We start from the raw sequence: 20,594 nt of genomic DNA, 5'->3' as shown, positions 1-20,594 counted from the left end.
CTGAAGAAGTTATTGATGATAAACAACCTCAATATTTGGGCTAGTTTCTAAGCCTTCTTAATGAGCAATAAACTAGTTTTTCCTACCATTAAATCTAAAGTCATCAATAAGCGTTTAAATACATTCTCTTGCCGGTATGGTAAATTATGTTTTGCACAAATATCTTTTACATATGGTTGCATTTTTTGATATTGGCTCAGCGGTAAGTACGGAAATAAATGGTGTTCTATTTGATAGTTTAACCAACCGTGGAAGTAATCAATTATATTTGTTCCCGTATTATAATTAACAGTGCCGATAATTTGGCGTAAATAAAATTCGCCTTTACTCTCTGCTGGTTCATCAAACTGATAAATATCAGCCGCAGAATGATTAGGGATGATAACTAAAAATGAGTGAAAATTAGCGAATATTTCAGCCAAAATAGAAGTGTATAACACATTCAAACTAGCTTCTACACCCAAGGGTAAAAACAACAAAGGGATAAAAATAAAGCGGAATATAAAATAAGGTAAATAAAACTTAAACCATAAATTATAACCATCCTTGGCAAACGGATTCCAAGCATCGGCACGAATAAAAGTATCATGTTCTGCTTGTCCTTGTTTGCGGAGTTCAGCATTACCCAATATTTTCAAAGTATTGGGCGCATAATAAGCAATTTTCCAGATAGCAGCAAAAACAATAACTATGACATAACGTAACCACATCGGCAATTTAGAAGTGCGTAACCATTCCATATTGTGTTCAATGTTATCTGGATCATCTCTTTCGCCCAAATGGTAATGGTGCATCTTATTATGTTCCACTTCCCATGCTTTAGGATCAATCCAATCTAACCAATCAATAATGCGCCGCCAGCCTTTGGCAAAACTTTTGCTAGTATAGCGTTTGGGTATGTTAGGCACTTTATCATATGCTTTATGCAAAATTGGATGAGTCACATTCGCCCAGCGACCAACATTGGCGATACTTATAAGCAATGCCGATATAGGATTAAAGGGCAATAACCACGCGGTGGCATAACCTAACAAGGCACAAAGCCTGCCCCACAATTCCATTTTTTTCAGATGTTTAAAGTCTTCTTCGGTAGGCTTACCAATCGTAGCGCGTATATTGTCAATATCCTTAGCCAACTGTTTTTTATCAACATGTGTATAGTCAATTGTCATTAAATTGTATTTAATCCTTGAAATTTAACATAAAACAACCCAATAAAGGGGTTTTATTATAGAGTGAAAATTTATGAAATATTTTTTAATCAGCCTTATTCTTTTAACTCCATTATCTTGTTCAAAAACAGATAATCAAGCAGCAGAAAAGAAGCAACAATATCGAAAAGCGATAAAAGAACTACATCATGGCTTAAAATCAGAACTAGTTAAAGGTATGCAATCAGGTGGTCCAACCGCCGCTTTAGCTGTTTGTAATACCAAAGCACCAATTATTGCAGCAGAAATTTCAAAAAAATTAAATCTTGAAATCTCTCGCACTAGTCTCAAGCCGCGCAATCCAAATAACGCCCCTGACGAATGGGAAACCAAAGTACTTCAACAATTTGAACAACGCCTTGCCAAAGGTGAAGATCCTAAAACTATCGAATTCATTGAACAGGTAAAAGATCAATGGCGTTATATGAAGGCGATTCCTACTGCTCCAGTCTGTTTAACTTGTCATGGTGCAAATATTAACCCTGAAATAGCCGCTAAAATTAAATCATTATATCCTGAAGATAAAGCAACAGGCTTTAAAATTGGAGATTTACGTGGTGCATTTAGCATAAAAGAATAATTATTGTTTTTCATAAGGGGCTAAAGTCATAACTTCAGCCCCTTTTTCTGTCACTAAAATAGTATGTTCCCATTGTGCAGACAACTTATGATCTTTAGTCACAACCGTCCATTTATCAGGTAATAATTTAACATGTCGTTTACCTAGATTAATCATAGGCTCAATAGTAAAAGTCATGCCCGGCTGTAAAATTACATCATCTTCCTTAGCACTATAATAATGTAAAACTTGAGGTTTTTCATGAAATGCACGACCAATTCCATGACCACAATATTCATGTACTATTGAACATTTTTTAGATTTCGCATGATTTTCAATCGCACGCCCTATCTCTTTTAAAGAAATTCCTGCTTTTACTTGCTTAATACCAATCCATAAGCATTCATAACTAATATCTATAATTCGTTTAGCGCGAACATTCGGTTTACCTACCATAAACATTCTACTACTATCACCATGATAACCATCCTTAATAACAGTAACATCAATATTTATAATATCTCCATCCTTTAATTTTTTATTACTAGGAATACCATGACAAACTTGATAGTTTACAGAAGTACAAATAGATTTTGGAAAACCCTTATAATTTAAAGGTGCAGGAATCGCTTGTTGCACATTAACAATGTAATTATGGCATATACGATCTAATTCATCAGTTGTAACTCCAACTTTCACATAATCTGTGATCATATCCAATACTTCAGAAGTTAAACGCCCAGCTACCCGCATTTTTTCAATTTCATCAGGTGTTTTTATAAAAATAGTCATTATTAATCTCTTGTTGTAAAAAAGCTTTTATGGTACAATAATTCACGCCTTTTTTATTAAGGCAAAAAAATATTTTTGGAGTTATATATAACAATCATGTCAGACATATCAATGCGTAAAATGCTGGAAGCAGGGGTACATTTTGGTCACCAGACTCGTTACTGGAACCCAGAAATGGCTCCGTATATTTTTGGAGAGCGTAATAAAATTCATATTATTAACCTCGAACATAGTCTGCCCATGTATAATGATGCAGCAAATTTTTTAGGAAAGTTAGCCGCTAGAAAAGCACAAATATTATTTGTTGGAACTAAACGTTCCGCACAAGAACCTCTTAAAGAAGCTGCAATACGTTGTGGTATGCCATATGTCAACCATCGTTGGTTAGGTGGTATGCTCACTAATTATAAGACTGTTAAAGCATCTATCAAGCGTCTTAAAGAATTAGAAACCATAAAAGAAGATGGCACATTACAACGTTTAACCAAAAAAGAAGCCCTTTCACTTAATCGTGAACTTGAAAAATTAGAGCGTAGTTTAGGCGGCATTAAAGACATGAATGGTCTGCCTGACGCTTTATTTATTATTGATGTTGGCTATGAAAAAATTGCGGTTAAAGAAGCGGCTAAATTAGGTATTCCCATAGTAGCAGTAGTAGATACTAATAATCGCCCAACAAATGTTGATTATATTATCCCCGGTAATGATGATGCTATTCGCGCAATCACATTATATGTTAATGGTATTGCAGATTCAGTGATTGATGCTCGTCAATCTACTTTAGAAGCATTAACAGATGAAGATGACTTTGTCGAAGTTGAAGAAGCTAAAGAAACTACTAAATAAGGGGATAATACAATGAAAATTACAGCAGCATTAGTTAAAGAGCTGCGTGAGCGTACCGGCGCTGGCATGATGGAATGTAAAAAAGCATTAACTGACAATGCTGGTGATGTTGAAGCTGCAATTGAAGCTATGCGTAAATCTGGTCAAGCCAAAGCTGCTAAAAAGGCTGGACGTATCGCTGCTGAAGGTTTAGTTATCATAAAACAAAATGATAAAAATGCCGCAATGGTAGAAGTTAATTGTGAAACCGATTTTGTTACCAAAGCTGATGACTTTAAAGCATTTTGTGAAGATGTAGCAAATACAGTATTACGCAATACCCCTTCTAACTTAGAAGCACTACAAAGCAGCGTTGAAGAAGCACGTAAAAACTTGATCGCAAAAATTGGTGAAAATATCAATGTGAGACGCTTTGCTTTAATGGAAGCAAACACAGATCAATTAGGTGTTTATTTGCATGGAAGCAGAATTGGTGTACTAGTTGAGATCGAGGGGGCAGAACAAGCATTAATAAAAGATGTTGCTATGCATATTGCCGCTAGTCGTCCATTATGTATTTCTGAAGATCAAGTACCTGCTGATATACTTGCAAAAGAAAAGGACATATTTACCGCTCAAGCTGCAAACAGCGGTAAGCCTGCAAACATCATTGAAAAAATGGTCGTAGGGCGTATTAAAAAGTTTTTAGGCGAAGTTACCTTATTAGGTCAAGGATTTATTAAAGAACCTGATAAAACCATTGCTGATTTGCTTAAACCTTCAAATGCCACTATTAAGCATTTTGAACGCTTTGAAGTTGGTGAAGGTATTGAAAAGAAAACAGATAATTTTGCTGATGAAGTAATGCAGCAAGTACAACAATAGGCAAATAAACCTGACAGGTTTTAAAAACCTGTCAGGTTTCCCATTAATAGTATTTAATTATATATGTCTAATATTTCCTTAACTTATCCTCGTGTATTATTAAAGCTTAGTGGTGAAGCATTGATGGGAAATACCAATTTTGGTATTGATCCAGATACTTTATCTCATACAGTTACTAATTTATCCGAAATTGTAAAATTAGGCGTGCAATTAGGAATTGTAATTGGTGGAGGTAATATTTTTCGCGGCGTTGGTTTAACAGCGAATGGTATTAATAGAGTTACTGCTGATTCTATGGGTATGTTAGCAACAGTAATGAATGGCTTAGCCTTACAAGATGCCTTAAAAAAAGTCAATATTACAGCCCATGTAATGTCTGCTATTCAAATGTCAAACATCTGTGAACATTATTCACAACGCAATGCTATTAAACATTTAGAAAATGGACATTTAGTCATTTTTGTAGCAGGTACAGGTAATCCATTTTTTACTACTGATACCGCTGCGAGTTTAAGAGCAATCGAAATTGGGGCTAATTTAATGATTAAAGCCACTAAAGTAGATGGTGTTTATAGTGCCGATCCAATGACTGATCCTACAGCTACACGTTTTTCAAAACTCACTTATAATAAAGTTATAGAACAAAGATTAGGGGTGATGGATACTACCGCCGTAGTCTTATGTCAAGATAACAACATGCCATTACAAGTACTTAATATGAACAAAGATGGTGCCTTAGTTCGTGCAATTAAAGGTTTAGATGAAGGAACATTAATTAATAATGAATGAAATGATTGACATCATACAAAAAGATGCTAGTTCTCGTATGGAAAAAAGCGTAGCCGCTTTAAAAAACGAGTTACTGAAAATTAGAACTGGGCGTGCCAATACCAGTTTACTTGATCATGTTCTTGTACCTTATTATGGTAGTGATGTACCTGTAAACCAAGTCGCAAATATCAATGTATTAGATCCACGCACACTTGGAGTTACAGCTTTTGAAAAAGGTATGGTTTCTATAGTAGAAAAAGCTATTAGAGATTCAGATTTAGGGCTAAATCCTACTAATGTCGGAGATTTAGTACGTGTACCTTTGCCACCAATGACAGAAGAAAGACGACGTGACTTAATTAAAATCGTGCGTAATGAAACTGAAACTACACGAGTTGCAATTCGTAACATACGTCGTGACGCGAATAAGGATTTCAAAGATGCGGAGCTTTCAAAAGATGAAACACATGATGGTGAAGAGTTAATTCAAAAGTTAACCAACACATTTGTTGGGCAAGTAGATCAAATCTTAAAAGATAAAGAAGCTGAATTAATGGAGTTTTAAATATCAGCATAAGTTTTGCATTAGGATTTTTTTAAATCCAATTATTTATAATCTTTTATGATATTATCCAAACAACCACGCCACATTGCCATTATCATGGATGGTAATGGTCGTTGGGCAAAAAGAAAATTACTACCACGTTATGCAGGACATCAAGCTGGTCTTGGAACTGTACGTAGAATAATTAAGTATTCTATGAAGCAGGGGGTGGAAGTATTAACCCTGTTTGCTTTTAGTAGCGAAAATTGGAAGCGTCCTCCACAAGAAGTAAATTTACTCATGAAGTTATTCATGACAGCCCTACAACGGGAAGTAAAAAAACTCCATAAAAATAATATTAGATTACGTCTGATTGGTAATCGTGAAGCCTTTTCTGAGAAGTTACAAGGATTGATTGCTGATGCCGAAGAATTGACAAAAGATAATACTAAATTTACACTAGTTATTGCAGCTAACTATGGTGGACGTTGGGATATTGCCGATACAGCAAAACGTTTAGCTTTAAAAGTACAACAAGGTTCATTAAAAATTGAAGATATTGATGAAAACCTTTTTAATTCTCAAATCAATTTGAACGATTTACCAGAACCAGATTTATTTATCCGTACTGGCGGAGAACAAAGAATTAGTAATTTTTTATTATGGCAATTAGCTTATACAGAAATGTATTTTACTAATACCTTATGGCCAGATTTTAATGAAGAAAATTTTATGGAAGCATTAAAATCATTTGGATCTCGTGAACGTCGTTTTGGACGTATTAGTGAACAACTCAAAAATGCTTAAACAACGTATATTTACAGCTATAGTCTTAATTCCAATAATATTATGGGTATTAACTTTATCTTCGCAAACTTTAGCGTCGGTAATGGCTATATTTGTTATAATTGGGGCATGGGAATGGGCTGGTTTATCTAATTTAATACGCAGTATTTATAGCTTAGTATTTGCTTTAACTCTATTAATAATTTATTATTTTTTAGATGAGATTAATATAAATTATATTTTATATATTGCATCTTTATGGTGGTTAATAGCATTATATTGGATCTTAGCTTATCAACAAAATCATAATCATATACCAACATCACCTATTGTTAAAGCCTTATTAGGGTTTATTATATTAATACCAGCTTGGATAGCTTTATTAAGTCTTCATAATCAACAGTGGTTAATTTTCTTATTAGTTTTAATTTGGTCTGCTGATATAGGAGCTTATTTTACTGGTAAAAAATGGGGACAAAAAAAATTAGCTGATAAAATAAGCCCCGGAAAAAGTTGGGAAGGTGTTGCAGGCGCGTTATTCATAAGCTTATTAGTTGCACTAAGTTATGCAATCTTTAATTCGATGCCATTAATGACATTGCTAGGTTTTATGCTATTATGTTTCATTACAGTAATTGCTTCAATTGTAGGCGATTTATTAGAAAGTTTATTTAAACGTCAGGCGGGTATGAAAGATAGTAGTCAAATATTACCCGGTCATGGTGGGGTGTTAGATCGTATTGATAGTTTGACATCAGCGGCACCGATTTTTGTTTTAGGATTAATAATAGGAAATCTACTTTGACTGGTATAACTATATTGGGAGCGACTGGTAGCATTGGTCTTAATACTCTTAATGTTATCAAACAACATCCACAAAAGTTTGAAGTAATTGCGCTAACAGCAAATAAACAAGTATCTCGTTTAGAACAATTATGTTTAGAATGGTCTCCTCGCTATGCAGTGATGGCAGATGCAGATGCTGCTGAACAACTAGAACAACGTTTAAAGCAGCAAAATTCTCCAGTTAAAGTTTTAAGTGGTACCGATGCACTAAGTTTTGTCAGTAGTTTAGACGAAGTTAGTGTCATTATGGCAGCTATAGTTGGTAGTGCAGGTTTATTGCCTGCTTTAGCAGCCGCTAAGACAGGAAAACGAATTTTATTGGCAAATAAAGAAGCATTAGTAATGTCAGGGCAATTATTTATGGATGCCGTGCGTGAAAATGGTGCCGAATTATTACCAATTGATAGTGAACATAACGCGATTTTCCAATGTATGCCCGCAGTTAAAATGCAGGGTGTTACTCGTATCTTATTAACTGCATCAGGTGGACCTTTTCGCACTACACCTATTGAACAATTAGATACAGTTACACCTGAACAAGCTGTTGCTCATCCTAATTGGAACATGGGTAGTAAAATATCAGTAGATTCAGCTACTATGATGAATAAAGGCTTAGAAGTCATAGAAGCCTGCTGGTTATTTACCGCTAAGCCTGAACAAATTGAAGTAGTCATACATCCTCAAAGTATAATTCACTCACTAGTTGAATATGTTGATGGATCAGTACTAGCACAACTAGGCAATCCTGATATGCGTACCCCAATAGCTCATGGTTTAGCATGGCCTGAACGTATGAGTTCAGGAGTTGCTAGTTTAAATTTATTTGATATTGCTCGTTTAGATTTTGAAGCTGTTGATTTTCAGAAATTCCCTTGTTTACAATTAGCCTATGATGCTATGTTAGCAGGTGGCACTAGTAGCACCATTTTAAATGCTGCTAACGAAATTGCAGTACAAGCATTTTTAGAAGGTACTTTAGCTTTTACTAAAATTCCTAAGATCATTGAAAATACTTTATCTCAAATAACTGGGCGTATCGCAACATCATTAGAGATTATTCTCGAAGATGATAAACAAGCGCGTCATTTAGCTACACAAATTGTAAATCAAAATATATAGAAATGTTAATTATACAAGCATTACTCGCTTTTATTGTAGTTATCGGTATTTTAGTAACCGTACATGAATTTGGTCATTATTGGGTTGCACGACGCTTAGGTGTAAAAATATTAAAATTCTCAATAGGTTTTGGCCGACCACTATGGTCACGCCGCTTTGGGAAAGATAATACGGAATTTGCAATTGCAGCAATTCCATTAGGCGGCTATGTAAAAATGCTCGACGAACGTGAAGGTGAAGTCGCCGCTGAAGAATTGCATCGCGCTTTTAATCAACAATCTTTAAAAGTACGTAGCGCAATAGTATTCGCAGGTCCATTATTTAACTTCTTATTTGCAATTTTTGCTTATACCATGATGTATATGGTTGGAGTTTCAGGCATGAAAGCAATAGTTGGTGAAGTTACTCCTGAAAGTTTAGCCGAACAAGCAGGATTTATTTCCGGCTACCAAATTGTTGCTGTAAATGAACAATCTGCTACTCGCTGGGATAGCGTTATGGAAACCTCATTAAAAGAATTACTTGATAACAAACAAGAACTTGTATATTCAATACAAGACCAAAACAATCGTCATTATGATTTACGTATATCAGTTGATAATATTAGTATTGATGATATTGCCCAAGGACAATTTTTTGAAAAGATCGGTTTTCAACCATATCGTCCGCCTTGGCCAGCGATTATTGGTGAAATAATGCCAAATAGTGCTGCTGAAAAAGCAGGTTTGCAATATGGCGATAAAATCATTAGTATGGATAATCAGCCTGTTAAAGATTGGCACAGTTGGGCCAAATATATCACCGAGAATCCTGATAAGAATCTATCCACAATAATTGAACGCAATCAACAACAACTAGAGTTAATTTTAAAACCTGATAATATTAATGGTAAAGGACGAATGGGGGTTTATGCACCTTACTATGTAACCGAAAGTTATAGCTTATGGCCAGCATTTATTCATGGCATAAATAAAACATGGGACATGAGTGTCTTAACCTTAAATCTAATGGCTAAAATGTTGACACTACAAGTATCATATGAACATATTAGTGGACCAATAAGCATTGCTCAATATGCTGGACAATCTGCTCAATTAGGTTTCAATGTCTTTCTATCTTTTTTAGCTATTGTCAGTATCAGTTTAGGTGTAATTAATTTATTACCAATACCTCTACTTGATGGAGGTCATTTATTTTTATACTTCATAGAATTAATTAAAGGTAGCCCTGTTACAGAAACCACTGAGATGTTATTACAACAAATTGGTTTAGTACTATTACTAAGCTTAATGGGATTAGCAATATTTAATGATTTGCAAAGAATTTTATGATATATAAACCTTTAATTTTTTTGAGTCTGCTATTCTTAAGTAATATTAGTTTGGCATTTGATGCTTTTATTGTAAAAGATATTCAGATCAAAGGATTAACGCGGATTTCAAAACAAACGGTATTTAATTATCTAACTATAAAACCCGGAAGTAGATTTTCTCCTAATCAAGCTAGTAGTGTGATTTCTACTTTATTTAAAGCTGGTTTATTTAAAGATATACGTTTAGAAAGAAACAATAATATCCTAATTGTGCGAGTTAAAGAACGTCCAGCTATTGCAAAAATTACCTTTACAGGTAATAAGGATCTTGAGACTGAAGATTTATTAAAAAGTTTAAAAGCTGCAAATTTTGTAGAAGGCAGACTATTTAATCGTTCACTATTAGATAAAATTAAATTAGACTTGAAACGTCAATATTTTAATACAGGTAAATATGCTATACGTTTAAAGTCAACAGTTACACCAGTGGCTCGTAATAGAGTTGCAATTAAAATTGACATATCAGAAGGTGTGGTAGCACGTATCAATCAAATTAATTTTGTTGGTAATAAAGTTATTAGTGATGATGACTTGCTTTATGAAATGAAATTAAGTACAGGTGGTTGGTTCTCTTTCTTTACCCAAGATAATCAATATTCATCACTAAAATTAAGAGCAGATTTAGAAAAAATACGCTCTTATTATTTAGATAATGGATACCTTAAATTTAATGTTGATTCAACCCAAGTATCTATTACACCAAATAAAAAAGATATTTATATTACCGTTAATCTCACCGAAGGTGAAAAATATACTGTATCTAAAATCAAATTAGTTGGTAATTTAATTGTAGATAAACAAGAATTACTTAATAAAATTACGATTAAATCAGGAGATATATTTTCTCGCAAGCAAATCACTAAAAGCCAAGAAAAAATGATAGAACGTATTGGTGATGAAGGTTATGCTTTTGCTGATATTAATGCAGTGCCAGAAATTGACTCGAAAAATAAAACTGTAGCTTTAAATTTCTATGTTGATCCCGGTAAAAGAGCCTATGTTCGACGAATTAATTTTAAAGGCAACCTGAAAACTCGTGATGAAGTATTACGTCGTGAAATGCGTCAAATGGAAGGTGGTTTTTTAAGTCAGAAAAAAATTAAACGTTCAAAAACTCGTTTAGAACGCTTAGCCTTTTTTGAAACAGTGGAAGTTAAAACACCGCGTGTACCTAATAGTAATGATCAAGTTGACGTTAATTTTAATGTTGTAGAAAGACCATCCGGCAATTTAATGGCAGGTGTTGGTTATTCACAAATACAAGGTATAATCTTTAATGCTAGTATATTACAAGATAACTTTTTAGGTTCTGGTAAACGTGTTGGAGTGACTTTTAATAATAGTCGTGTCAACACACAGTATCGTTTAAGTTATTTTAACCCTTATACAACTATAGATGGTGTAAGTCGTGGTTTTGATGTATTTTACCGTACTATGGATGCGGAATTTGCAAATTTAAGCCGTTATGCTTCAGATGCTTATGGTACTAGACTCAATTATGGTTTTCCTATTAGTGAATATAATTATGTTAGTATGGGAGCTGAAATTGATAATACCACTATTAAAACTACTAATTTTAGTGCTGATGAAGTATTTAAATTTTTAGAACGTAATGGTAATAATTTTACTTCTTATCGTTTAACAGCTAATTGGAGACATGATACTCGTAATAGAGGATTATTTCCTGATAAAGGCATGTTACAATCTCTGAATGCAGAAGTTGCATTACCAGTTAGTGATCTAAGTTTTTATAAACTGACTTATCGTCATCAATGGTTGTATCCATTGATAAAAGATTATATTCTGGTATTAAAAGGGCAAGTTGCATATGGTGAAACCTATGGTGATTCCACAGAATATCCATTTTTTGAAAATTTTACCGCTGGTGGCCCACGTACTGTACGTGGTTTTCGTGGCAATACTTTAGGACCTTTAGATTCTCAAGGTTTACCTTTCGGTGGTAATTTAAGGGTAGTGAGTAATGCTGAAGTTATTTTACCTATACCATTTACTAAAAAACTACGTAACTTTAGGCTCTCTGCCTTTGTGGATGTAGGTAATGTTTATGGTGTTCAAGAAGATTTTGATGTTGATCAACTGCGTTATTCCACTGGTTTATCTGCAATCTGGTTGTCTCCATTAGGAGTGTTAAGTTTTAGTTTGGCTAAACCATTGAATAAAAAACCGGGTGATCAAGTTGAAATATTTCAATTCACAATTGGTACAACCTTTAATTGGTAATTATTTATGAAAAAAAATTATATATTTATATGTTTACTTAGTAGTATTTTATTTTCTCATCAAGCAAACGCAGTACTTAAAGTAGGTTTTGTCAATGCAATAAAAGTCATGGAAAAGGCTCCTCAAGTTGAAAAAGCTAATCGTCGTTTAGAAAGAGAATTTGCACCTAGACAAAAACAATTGGTAAAAAGTGGTAAAAGTATTAAAAGTATGGAATCACGTGTAAAAAGAGGTGGTTCTACTATGAGTCAAATACAAGTTAGTAGGCTTAAACGTCGGATTAGAAATAAGAAACGTGAATTTCGTCGTCAACAAGAAGAATTTAGAGAAGATTATAATATTCGTCGTAATGCAGAATTAGAAAAAATTCAAAAAATTATTACTAAAGTAATTCAACAATTAGCCAAAAGAGAAAGATATGATTTTATTCTCAGTGATGGAGTTGTTTGGGCAAGTAAACGTGTTGATATCACAAATAAAGTTTTAAGAAAATTGCGTAGGCACAGATGATTCCTCTGATAGAGTTGGCAAATAAAATTGGAGCAAAATTAGAAAATGCTGCTTTAGAAAATTTGCCAATTACAGGAATTGCACCATTAAATAGTGCAAATCAAGATACAATTAGTTTTTTTTCTAATCGTCGCTATCGTGACGATTTAATAAATTCTAAAGCTGCTGCTATTATTTTGAAAGATTCAGATAAAACCTTTTGCAAACAAGCAATGTTAGTGATGGATAACCCTTATTTGGGTTATGCTAGGGCAGCACAATTATTTCATCCACTGCTTCACACGCCGGGCATACATAAAATGGCTTCAGTTGAAGCAGATGCTAAAATAGGCAAAAATGTTTTTATTGGTGCTGGTTGTGTTGTAGAAAGCGACGTTGAAATAGGTGATAATTGCCAATTGATAGCTAATGTAACTTTATGTGCAGGAACTCGTTTAGGAAAAGGTGTAATTATTCATCCCGGAGCAATAATTGGTTCAGATGGTTTTGGTAATGCTAATGATGATGGTAAATGGGTAAAAGTACCACAATTAGGCGGTGTTTTAATAGCTGATGATGTAGAAATTGGCGCAAATACTACCATAGATAAAGGTTCTTTAGATGATACTATCATTGGCAGGGGCGTTAAACTGGACAATCAAATTCAAATTGGACATAATGTTCAAATTGGAGAACATACAGCAATAGCCGGTTGTGTTGGAATTGCTGGCAGTACTAATATTGGTAGCTATTGTATGATCGCTGGAGGAGTAGGTATATCTGGACATCTGGATTTAGTAGATTATGTACATGTAACAGCTGGTTCTATTGTGCTACAATCAATAACCAAAGCCGGTGTTTATTCATCAGGTACTCCTTTAGAAACCAATAGACAATGGCATAGAAATTATCATAGATTCAAATCTATAGATCAAATGGCAAAACGTTTAAAGAAATTAGAATTATGAATAGTATGGATATCCATCAGGTGCTTAAACACCTTCATCATCGTTATCCGTTTTTATTAATTGATCGAGTACTGGATTATACAGTAGGTGAATCATTGACTGCGATAAAAAATGTCACCTATAATGAGCCATTTTTTCAAGGTCATTTTCCTTTAAGACCAATAATGCCCGGTGTATTATTAATTGAAGCAATGGCTCAAGCAACAGGTATATTATCGTTTAAGACGGCTGAGGCTGAACCTGAAGATAATTCTTTGTATTATTTAGTAGGAGTAGATAAAGCTCGTTTTAAACAACCAGTAGAACCCGGTGATCAATTATTAATTGAAGTGAAGTTAATACGCCGAACTCGTGGAATTTGGAAATATTCTGCCACTACTAAAGTTGATGATAAAGTAGTTGCTAGTGCAGAACTTATGTGTATGAAAAGAGAGATTGAATCTTGATTGATACACGCGCTGTAATTGATCCTAAAGCTGAATTAGCTGATGATGTTTCTGTTGGTGCTTATTCAATTATCGGAGCTGACGTACAAATAGAATCCGGTACTTGGATAGCTCCACATGTGGTTTTAAAAGGTCCTATGAAAATAGGACAAAATAATAAAATTTATCAATTTGCCTCTTTAGGTGAAAATCCTCAAGATAAAAAATATAATGGCGAGCCAAATACCCATGTAGAAATTGGTGATAACAATGAAATCCGTGAATATTGCACCATAAATCGAGGCACTATACAGGGTGGTGGAATAACCCGCATTGGTGATAATAATTGGATTATGGCATATTCCCATATTGCTCATGATTGTATTATACATAATAATACCATTTTTGCTAATGGTGCCTCATTAGCAGGGCATGTAGAAATTGAAGATGGTGTTATTTTAGGTGGTTTTACTTTAATACATCAATTTTGCATTATGGGAAATAATAGTTTTGCAGCACCTACTTCATTGATTTTTAAAGATGTTCTGCCATATATAATGGTATGTGGAAATCGTGCTAAAGCTAATGGTTTAAATAAAGAAGGTTTAAAACGTCAAGGTTTCAGTAGTGATACTATTCATGCTTTGCACCAAGCTTATAAAATTATATATAAACAAAATATGATGAAAAATGAAGCAATTGCAGCACTTGAAGATTTAAGTCAACAATATCCTGAAGTGCGAAAAATGCAACAAGGTTTGCAAAATTCTAAACGAGGTATTGTGCGTTAAATCAATGCGTATTGCTATAGTTGCTGGTGAATTATCAGGAGATTTATTAGGATCTGGGCTGATTTATGCACTAAAAGCTAAATATCCCAATGCTGTAATTGAAGGCATAGGTGGTCCAAAAATGTTAGCAGCAGGTTTTCATAGCCACTTTCCATTAGAAACCTTATCAGTAATGGGTTTAGTGGAAGTATTAAAACACTATTTTGAGATCAAAAAATGTCATGATAGTTTAGCTGAGTATTTTTTAAAACAACCACCAGATGTCTTTATTGGCATTGATGCACCTGATTTTAACATTAGTTTAGAATATAAACTGAAACAAGCAGGTATTCCAACAGTACATTATGTTAGCCCTTCTGTTTGGGCGTGGCGAGAGTATCGTTTAGCTAAAATTGCTCGTGCTTGTGATTTAATGTTGACACTATTTCCTTTTGAAGCTGATTATTATCATCAACATAATATTCCAGTTTGTTTTGTCGGACATCCTTTAGCCGATGCAATTCCTTTACATACAGATCAACAAGCTGCTAGAAAAAAGCTAGGTTTAAATACCAAGGGCAAATTAATTGCATTATTACCGGGTAGTAGATTTAATGAGGTTACTCAATTAACTAATACTTTTTTAAAAACAGCCAATGACTTATTAAAACAACAAGCTGATTTAGCTTTTATAGTACCATTAGCCAATCCCAAAATAAAACAATACTTTATTGAACAAATACCTAATGAATTACCAATTCATTTATTAGATGGGCAATCATATGAAGCAATGGCAGCGGCTGATGTTATCTTAATGGCATCTGGTACAGCCACCTTAGAAGCAATGTTATTAAAACGTCCAATGGTGGTAGCTTATCGTATGGCAAATATTACTTATTGGCTGGCTAAATTGCTTGTACATATTCCTTATATTTCTTTACCTAATCTGCTAGCAAAAAAACTATTAGTGCCTGAATTTATTCAAAATAAAGTTATTACAGAAAATTTAGCTCCAGAAATCTTGGAATGGTTAAACAATTCCAATAAAGTGCAAATATTGCAAAATAATTTTACTAAATTACATCATAATTTGAAACAATCTGCTAATCAAAAAGCGGCACAAGCTATATTATCATTAATATCTAAATGAACCCTTTTCTGCAACAATTAATAGATGATCTAAAAGATTTTTCTTCTGACTTATTATTACCCGGTTTACATGGAACACAACAAGTATCTACTGGTATGACTACAGTAGCAAGTACTACTGCTTTATTAAAATCTATTGACTTTTTAACCGGCTTAATACCTAAGTTACTTTGTGAGTTAGAAACTACTGATGCTACTCGTAAAGTCACTTTACATTATACTGCCTCACCGAAATATGCTACATTTTCCCGACGTAGTTGTGATTATCAATTAGATAATAAACACAGATTATTGCCAGCACATTGGCTTAGTGTGTTACCAACTACAGAAATTGATAGTCGCCCATTACGCTGGTTAGTACATTTATTAGATTTACAATATAAGGCTTTACAACAAGTACAAACTAGAACTATTAAATATATAGATGACTCCTTATTAACTCAGCAAGGAGAATCAAATTATGCAGAAAATGATCGAGCAACTTTATTAAATATGCGTTCAGGTTTAGATGAAGCACAAGCCAAACTAGAACAAGCTCGTATAAGCTTACAACGTAAAGTTAAATTTAAATTAATTGCTTCATTATCTCTGCCTAATCCCTATCCTCGTTCACCAGCTTGGTCTAATTTAAGACGTTTTGCACAACAACTAATACAACCAAAAGAATATTTACCTAGTTTTTTGCATAATCTATTAAATGGAACAGTAGAAATTGCCGATACACCTTATTTATATCAACGTTGGTGTGGAATGAAATTATTATCAGCATTTGAATCCTTAAATTGGGTTATATACGATGATCCAATTGGCGCATTATTTTTAGGAGGAGAAGTACGACTTTATAAAGATAATGTAGAAGTAAGTATTTGGATAGAACCAAGATTTTCAAAAAACAGCATACATCCTAGTGGTTTTATGTGTAAAAAAGTACATGAAACTCATCCAGATTATATGATAGTAACTCCGGGACCTAGCGGAATAGATGCTTTTATATTAGATCCTACTACAACTGCTAATCCAGAAATTCGTCAAGCGAAGGGTAAATATTTAGATACAATAGAAGCAATAGGAATGTCAACAGTAGCGGGGATTCCTGTGGTACATAGCCCACTTAGAGCATGGTCATCAGCACCATTACATACTCCTCATTGTGAAGTTGAAGACTCTGAAGGTCGTACTGGCACTATTCCAATGCACCCTTTAAATTGGCTATCCCAGCCATTACTTGACTGGGTTAAAGATATTAATAATTATGCTCTCGCATGGAAGATTAGGACTTATTAACCCTACGGATTTGTGCCCCTAATTGAGTTAATTTTTCTTCAATGCGTTCATATCCTCGATCAATATGGTAAATACGATCTACTAAAGTCTCACCATCAGCAACTAAAGCTGCTAACACTAAACCCGCTGAAGCACGTAAATCTGTAGCCATAACAGGTGCTGCTTTTAACTGATCAATTCCATTAACAATAGCAGTATTACCTTCTAAACGAATATCAGCTCCCATACGTTGTAATTCTAATACGTGCATAAAACGATTTTCAAAGATATTTTCTGTCAACATGCTAACTCCTTGAGCTATAGAATTCATTGCAGTAAATTGGGCTTGCATATCAGTTGGAAACGCTGGATGAGGAGCAGTATTTATATCAACAGCTTTAAGTGTGCGCCCTTGCATATCTAATTCTATCCAATCATCACCAGATGTAATACTGGCACCAGCTTCACGTAATTTAGCTAAAACCGCTTCTAATAAACTAGCATCAGTATTTTTTAATTTAACTCGTCCACCTGTCATAGCGGCTCCAACTAAAAAAGTACCTGTTTCAATACGATCAGGTAAGACACTATATTTACTACCAGATAATCGTTCTACACCTTCAATTTTTATGGTATCGGTACCAGCAGCTTCAATTTTGGCACCCATACTAATTAAATAATTAGCTAAATCAACGATCTCAGGTTCACGCGCTGCATTTTCAATAATAGTTACACCTTCGGCTAGAGTCGCAGCCATCATTATATTTTCGGTGCCTGTGACAGTCACAGTATCCATATATAAAGTCGTACCACGTAAGCGTTTAGCTTCTGCTATAATATAACCAGCTTCAACCTTAATCTCAGCACCCATTGCAGCTAAAGCTTGAATATGTAAATTAACAGGACGCGCCCCAATTGCACAACCACCGGGTAATGAAACATGCGCCTTGCCAAAACGCGCTAATAATGGACCCAAAACTAAAATTGAAGCACGCATAGTTTTCACCATTTCATATGGTGCAGTAAAAGTATGGATTTTAGTACTATCAGCTTCAATATTTAATTTATCATCCATGACAAATTCAATACCCAAACGCCCTAGCAACCTCATCATAGTGATAATATCTTGTAAATGAGGAACATTGCTAATATATGAAGGAGTTTCAGCTAATAAAGTTGCGGCTAATATAGGTAAAGCAGCATTTTTAGCACCAGAAATATTTACTTCGCCATTAAGAGTATTGCCGCCAGTAATTAATAATTTATCCATTGTTTTGATGATTCCATAAATTAGAGAAACATGGATTATAACTGGCTGAGAATTTTACGCAAGAAGGAATAATTTCGGAACGGCGAGATTTGAACTCGCGACCCCTACCACCCCATGATAGTGCGCTACCAGACTGCGCCACGCTCCGAGAAGTGAAATTTTTTTTATTGGGATGATTTGATTAAATAAGGGATGGGAAATTTGGCTCCCCGGGTCGGACTCGAACCGACGACACCGTGATTAACAGTCACGTGCTACTACCAACTGAGCTACCAGGGAAAATTGAGAATCCTCTCTCAAAAGTCAGAGGCTATCATACAGATAAATTAATTAGATTGCAACAAAACATTTTTATAACTAAATTAATTTAGTTGCTATTTCTACAGCATAACGCAAACTATTACTAGAAGCCTTGCCTGTAGCAGCTAAGTTTAAAGCAGTACCATGATCGACTGAAGTTCTTATTATTGGTAATCCAAGCGTGACATTTACTGCCTCACCAAAACCTTGAGATTTTAATACTGGTAAACCTTGATCATGATACATGGTTAGAACTACATCTATTCCAAACAATGATTTAGCAGTAAAGGCTGTATCAGCAGACACTGGACCAGTTAAATTGATTCCTTCTGCCCGTAATTTCTTTAATACAGGTGTAATTGTAATAATTTCTTCATTACCTAAATACCCATCTTCACCAGCGTGGGGATTTAAACCACAAACTAAAATATGTGGATTTTTTAAATCATGATTTAATATCCGTATTACATTTTCTAATCGCGTTGCTGTAATTGCAGAACTAACTTGTGATAATGGCAAATGTGTAGTAACAAGTGCCACTCTTAATTTTGGCGTGGCTAACATCATCACAACTTGTTCAACATTTGATAAATCTGCTAAAAATTCTGTATGACCAGTAAAACTTATACCTGCCTTATTAATAATTCCTTTATGTACAGGGCCAGTAACTAAAGCATCACACTGTTTATTTAAACATGCTTTAGTTGCTTGTGTTAGAGTTTCTAGCACATAATTTGCATTGGCAGAATTTAACTTTCCGGGTGTTACTGCTTGTGATAACGGTATTGGCACCACATTATCTAAGTTAATAGATAAGCCTAATTGTTCAGCGCGTTGTTGTAACAAATCAGGATCGGCAAATACTGTAAAATTAGCAGCTATATTTTGTTCTTCTAATAACTTTAATGTAATATCTGGTCCAATACCCGCAGGTTCACCGGGGGTTATTGCAATATTTGGTAACATAAGGAGTCTCAATTGAAATCAATTATAAATATCTTAATATTAGTTGTTATAACTGGATGTACTCAAGAAAATAATGTGCAACGGAGCATAACAATGGAAAATTTAAAACAAGCAACTTTTGCTGGTGGTTGTTTTTGGTGTGTAGAAGCAGATTTTGAAAAACTTGATGGGGTAGCCCAAGTCATTTCTGGTTATGCAGGTGGTAATACTGTGAATCCAACTTATCAAGAAGTTGCTTCTGGTAAAGGTGGACACTTGGAAGTAGTGCAAGTTCATTATGATCCTAATATTATTAGTTATGAAACTTTATTAGAAACTTTTTGGCGAAAAATTGACCCTACTGATAATGGTGGACAATTTGTAGATCGGGGTCCACAATATCGCCCAGCTATTTTTTATCATGATGATATACAGAAATTAATAGCTGAAAAATCACGTGCTAGTTTAGCATCATCTGGAGCTTTTAAAAAGCCGATTGAAACAGAAATCATAAAATTAACTAAGTTTTATCCTGCTGAAGAATACCATCAAGATTATTATAAAAAGAATCCAATTCGATATAAATATTATCGTTATAACTCTGGACGTGATAAGTTTTTAAAACAAACATGGGGTTTATCGGATCAAGTTTTAAGATCGCGATTAACCGAGTTACAATATAAGGTAACACAAAAAGATGGCACAGAAAAACCGTTTGATAATGAATATTGGGATAATAAAAAACAGGGTATTTATGTAGATATTGTTAGCGGCGAACCGCTATTTTCCTCTTTAGATAAATATGAATCTGGAACCGGTTGGCCTAGTTTTACTAAACCAATCAATACTAATCAAATTGTTGAACGTAAAGATTTTAAACTATTTGCGCAACGTATTGAAGTACGCAGTAAAGATGCTGATTCTCATTTAGGTCATGTATTTCCAGATGGTCCAGCACCTACTGGACAGCGTTATTGCATAAATTCAGCTTCCTTGAAATTTATTGAAAAAGATCAATTAGTTGAAAATGGTTATGAACAATATGTAAACTTATTTAAATAAAT

Annotated in this window: 21 protein-coding genes, 2 tRNA genes and 1 pseudogene; 18 read left to right on the top strand and 6 right to left on the bottom strand. The window is 34.2% G+C overall.

Going from position 1 to position 20,594, the window contains the following annotated elements; genetic code table 11:
- Positions 1 to 47 precede the first annotated feature (47 nt).
- The gene (locus BHU68_RS15645; RefSeq protein WP_069472217.1) at positions 48 to 1,172 is read right to left on the bottom strand and encodes a fatty acid desaturase family protein; all 1,125 of its coding nucleotides are present in this window, start codon (positions 1,170 to 1,172) and stop codon (positions 48 to 50) included.
- A gap of 73 nt (positions 1,173 to 1,245) precedes the next feature.
- On the opposite strand from BHU68_RS15645, the gene BHU68_RS15640 reads away from it, so the two are divergent.
- Positions 1,246 to 1,791, top strand: coding sequence for a Tll0287-like domain-containing protein (locus BHU68_RS15640; protein ID WP_069472216.1), 546 nt, complete (start codon positions 1,246 to 1,248; stop codon positions 1,789 to 1,791).
- Here BHU68_RS15640 and map read toward each other — a convergent pair whose 3' ends face one another.
- Entirely contained in the window at positions 1,792 to 2,562 is a 771-nt protein-coding gene (gene map, locus BHU68_RS15635) for a type I methionyl aminopeptidase (protein ID WP_069472215.1), read from the bottom strand.
- A gap of 96 nt (positions 2,563 to 2,658) precedes the next feature.
- Between map and rpsB the strand changes: the two genes are divergently transcribed.
- From rpsB to BHU68_RS15560, 15 genes are all read left to right on the top strand, one after another.
- Positions 2,659 to 3,408: a 30S ribosomal protein S2 gene (gene rpsB / locus BHU68_RS15630; RefSeq protein ID WP_069472214.1), complete on the top strand. Its 750-nt coding sequence runs from the start codon at positions 2,659 to 2,661 to the stop codon at positions 3,406 to 3,408.
- 12 nt (positions 3,409 to 3,420) lie between these two features.
- Positions 3,421 to 4,272 carry a translation elongation factor Ts gene (tsf, locus tag BHU68_RS15625; protein ID WP_069472213.1) on the top strand — a complete coding sequence of 284 codons (852 nt, stop codon included), beginning with the start codon at positions 3,421 to 3,423 and terminating at the stop codon, positions 4,270 to 4,272.
- A 63-nt stretch (positions 4,273 to 4,335) separates the two neighbouring features.
- The gene (gene pyrH / locus BHU68_RS15620; protein ID WP_069472212.1) at positions 4,336 to 5,061 is read left to right on the top strand and encodes a UMP kinase; all 726 of its coding nucleotides are present in this window, start codon (positions 4,336 to 4,338) and stop codon (positions 5,059 to 5,061) included.
- 1 nt (position 5,062) lies between these two features.
- Positions 5,063 to 5,608: a ribosome recycling factor gene (frr, locus tag BHU68_RS15615; RefSeq protein WP_069472319.1), complete on the top strand. Its 546-nt coding sequence runs from the start codon at positions 5,063 to 5,065 to the stop codon at positions 5,606 to 5,608.
- A gap of 57 nt (positions 5,609 to 5,665) precedes the next feature.
- Positions 5,666 to 6,394 carry a polyprenyl diphosphate synthase gene (gene uppS / locus BHU68_RS15610; RefSeq protein ID WP_069472211.1) on the top strand — a complete coding sequence of 243 codons (729 nt, stop codon included), beginning with the start codon at positions 5,666 to 5,668 and terminating at the stop codon, positions 6,392 to 6,394.
- Positions 6,387 to 7,178 (top strand): phosphatidate cytidylyltransferase, encoded by a 792-nt coding sequence (locus BHU68_RS15605; RefSeq protein ID WP_069472210.1) that lies wholly within the window; start codon positions 6,387 to 6,389, stop codon positions 7,176 to 7,178. The genes uppS and BHU68_RS15605 overlap by 8 nt, the downstream gene beginning before the upstream one ends.
- Positions 7,175 to 8,338 (top strand): 1-deoxy-D-xylulose-5-phosphate reductoisomerase, encoded by a 1,164-nt coding sequence (gene ispC, locus BHU68_RS15600; protein ID WP_069472209.1) that lies wholly within the window; start codon positions 7,175 to 7,177, stop codon positions 8,336 to 8,338. The genes BHU68_RS15605 and ispC overlap by 4 nt, the downstream gene beginning before the upstream one ends.
- A gap of 2 nt (positions 8,339 to 8,340) precedes the next feature.
- Positions 8,341 to 9,669, top strand: coding sequence for an RIP metalloprotease RseP (gene rseP / locus BHU68_RS15595; protein ID WP_069472208.1), 1,329 nt, complete (start codon positions 8,341 to 8,343; stop codon positions 9,667 to 9,669).
- Positions 9,666 to 11,951: an outer membrane protein assembly factor BamA gene (bamA, locus tag BHU68_RS15590; RefSeq protein ID WP_069472207.1), complete on the top strand. Its 2,286-nt coding sequence runs from the start codon at positions 9,666 to 9,668 to the stop codon at positions 11,949 to 11,951. Before rseP ends, bamA begins: the two co-directional genes overlap by 4 nt.
- A gap of 6 nt (positions 11,952 to 11,957) precedes the next feature.
- A complete protein-coding gene (locus BHU68_RS15585) occupies positions 11,958 to 12,461 on the top strand; it encodes an OmpH family outer membrane protein (protein ID WP_069472206.1) in 504 nt (167 codons plus the stop codon).
- Entirely contained in the window at positions 12,458 to 13,408 is a 951-nt protein-coding gene (lpxD, locus tag BHU68_RS15580; protein ID WP_069472205.1) for a UDP-3-O-(3-hydroxymyristoyl)glucosamine N-acyltransferase, read from the top strand. Before BHU68_RS15585 ends, lpxD begins: the two co-directional genes overlap by 4 nt.
- On the top strand, positions 13,405 to 13,854 hold the full coding sequence (fabZ, locus tag BHU68_RS15575) for a 3-hydroxyacyl-ACP dehydratase FabZ (protein ID WP_069472204.1): 450 nt from the start codon (positions 13,405 to 13,407) through the stop codon (positions 13,852 to 13,854). Before lpxD ends, fabZ begins: the two co-directional genes overlap by 4 nt.
- On the top strand, positions 13,851 to 14,624 hold the full coding sequence (lpxA, locus tag BHU68_RS15570) for an acyl-ACP--UDP-N-acetylglucosamine O-acyltransferase (RefSeq protein WP_069472203.1): 774 nt from the start codon (positions 13,851 to 13,853) through the stop codon (positions 14,622 to 14,624). Before fabZ ends, lpxA begins: the two co-directional genes overlap by 4 nt.
- 4 nt (positions 14,625 to 14,628) lie before the next feature.
- Positions 14,629 to 15,753 (top strand): lipid-A-disaccharide synthase, encoded by a 1,125-nt coding sequence (gene lpxB / locus BHU68_RS15565; protein WP_069472202.1) that lies wholly within the window; start codon positions 14,629 to 14,631, stop codon positions 15,751 to 15,753.
- Positions 15,750 to 17,036 (top strand): hypothetical protein, encoded by a 1,287-nt coding sequence (locus BHU68_RS15560; protein WP_069472201.1) that lies wholly within the window; start codon positions 15,750 to 15,752, stop codon positions 17,034 to 17,036. Before lpxB ends, BHU68_RS15560 begins: the two co-directional genes overlap by 4 nt.
- On the opposite strand, the gene murA is transcribed toward BHU68_RS15560, so the two are convergent.
- The 4 genes from murA to pdxA form a co-directional block, all read right to left on the bottom strand.
- A complete protein-coding gene (gene murA / locus BHU68_RS15555; protein WP_069472200.1) occupies positions 17,023 to 18,285 on the bottom strand; it encodes a UDP-N-acetylglucosamine 1-carboxyvinyltransferase in 1,263 nt (420 codons plus the stop codon). The genes BHU68_RS15560 and murA overlap by 14 nt on opposite strands.
- 74 nt (positions 18,286 to 18,359) lie before the next feature.
- Positions 18,360 to 18,433: transfer RNA gene (locus BHU68_RS15550), tRNA-Pro, on the bottom strand.
- 54 nt (positions 18,434 to 18,487) lie between these two features.
- Positions 18,488 to 18,564: transfer RNA gene (locus tag BHU68_RS15545), tRNA-Asn, on the bottom strand.
- A 78-nt stretch (positions 18,565 to 18,642) separates the two neighbouring features.
- Positions 18,643 to 19,551, bottom strand: a complete 909-nt coding sequence (gene pdxA, locus BHU68_RS15540) for a 4-hydroxythreonine-4-phosphate dehydrogenase PdxA (RefSeq protein WP_069472199.1) — start codon at positions 19,549 to 19,551, stop codon at positions 18,643 to 18,645.
- A 93-nt stretch (positions 19,552 to 19,644) separates the two neighbouring features.
- Here pdxA and msrA point away from each other — a divergent pair.
- Positions 19,645 to 20,103: pseudogene (msrA, locus tag BHU68_RS18145) on the top strand (peptide-methionine (S)-S-oxide reductase MsrA); the annotation flags it as partial.
- Positions 20,104 to 20,592 carry a peptide-methionine (R)-S-oxide reductase MsrB gene (msrB, locus tag BHU68_RS18140; protein WP_445082186.1) on the top strand — a complete coding sequence of 163 codons (489 nt, stop codon included), beginning with the start codon at positions 20,104 to 20,106 and terminating at the stop codon, positions 20,590 to 20,592. It abuts the pseudogene before it with no gap.
- The last annotated feature ends 2 nt before the right edge of the window (positions 20,593 to 20,594 follow it).

The sequence above is a fragment of the Candidatus Marithrix sp. Canyon 246 genome, from assembly GCF_001723685.1.
Lineage (GTDB): Bacteria > Pseudomonadota > Gammaproteobacteria > Beggiatoales > Beggiatoaceae > Marithrix.
Note: the sequence above shows the minus strand (reverse complement) of the source record. Positions and strands in the feature narration are given on the sequence as shown.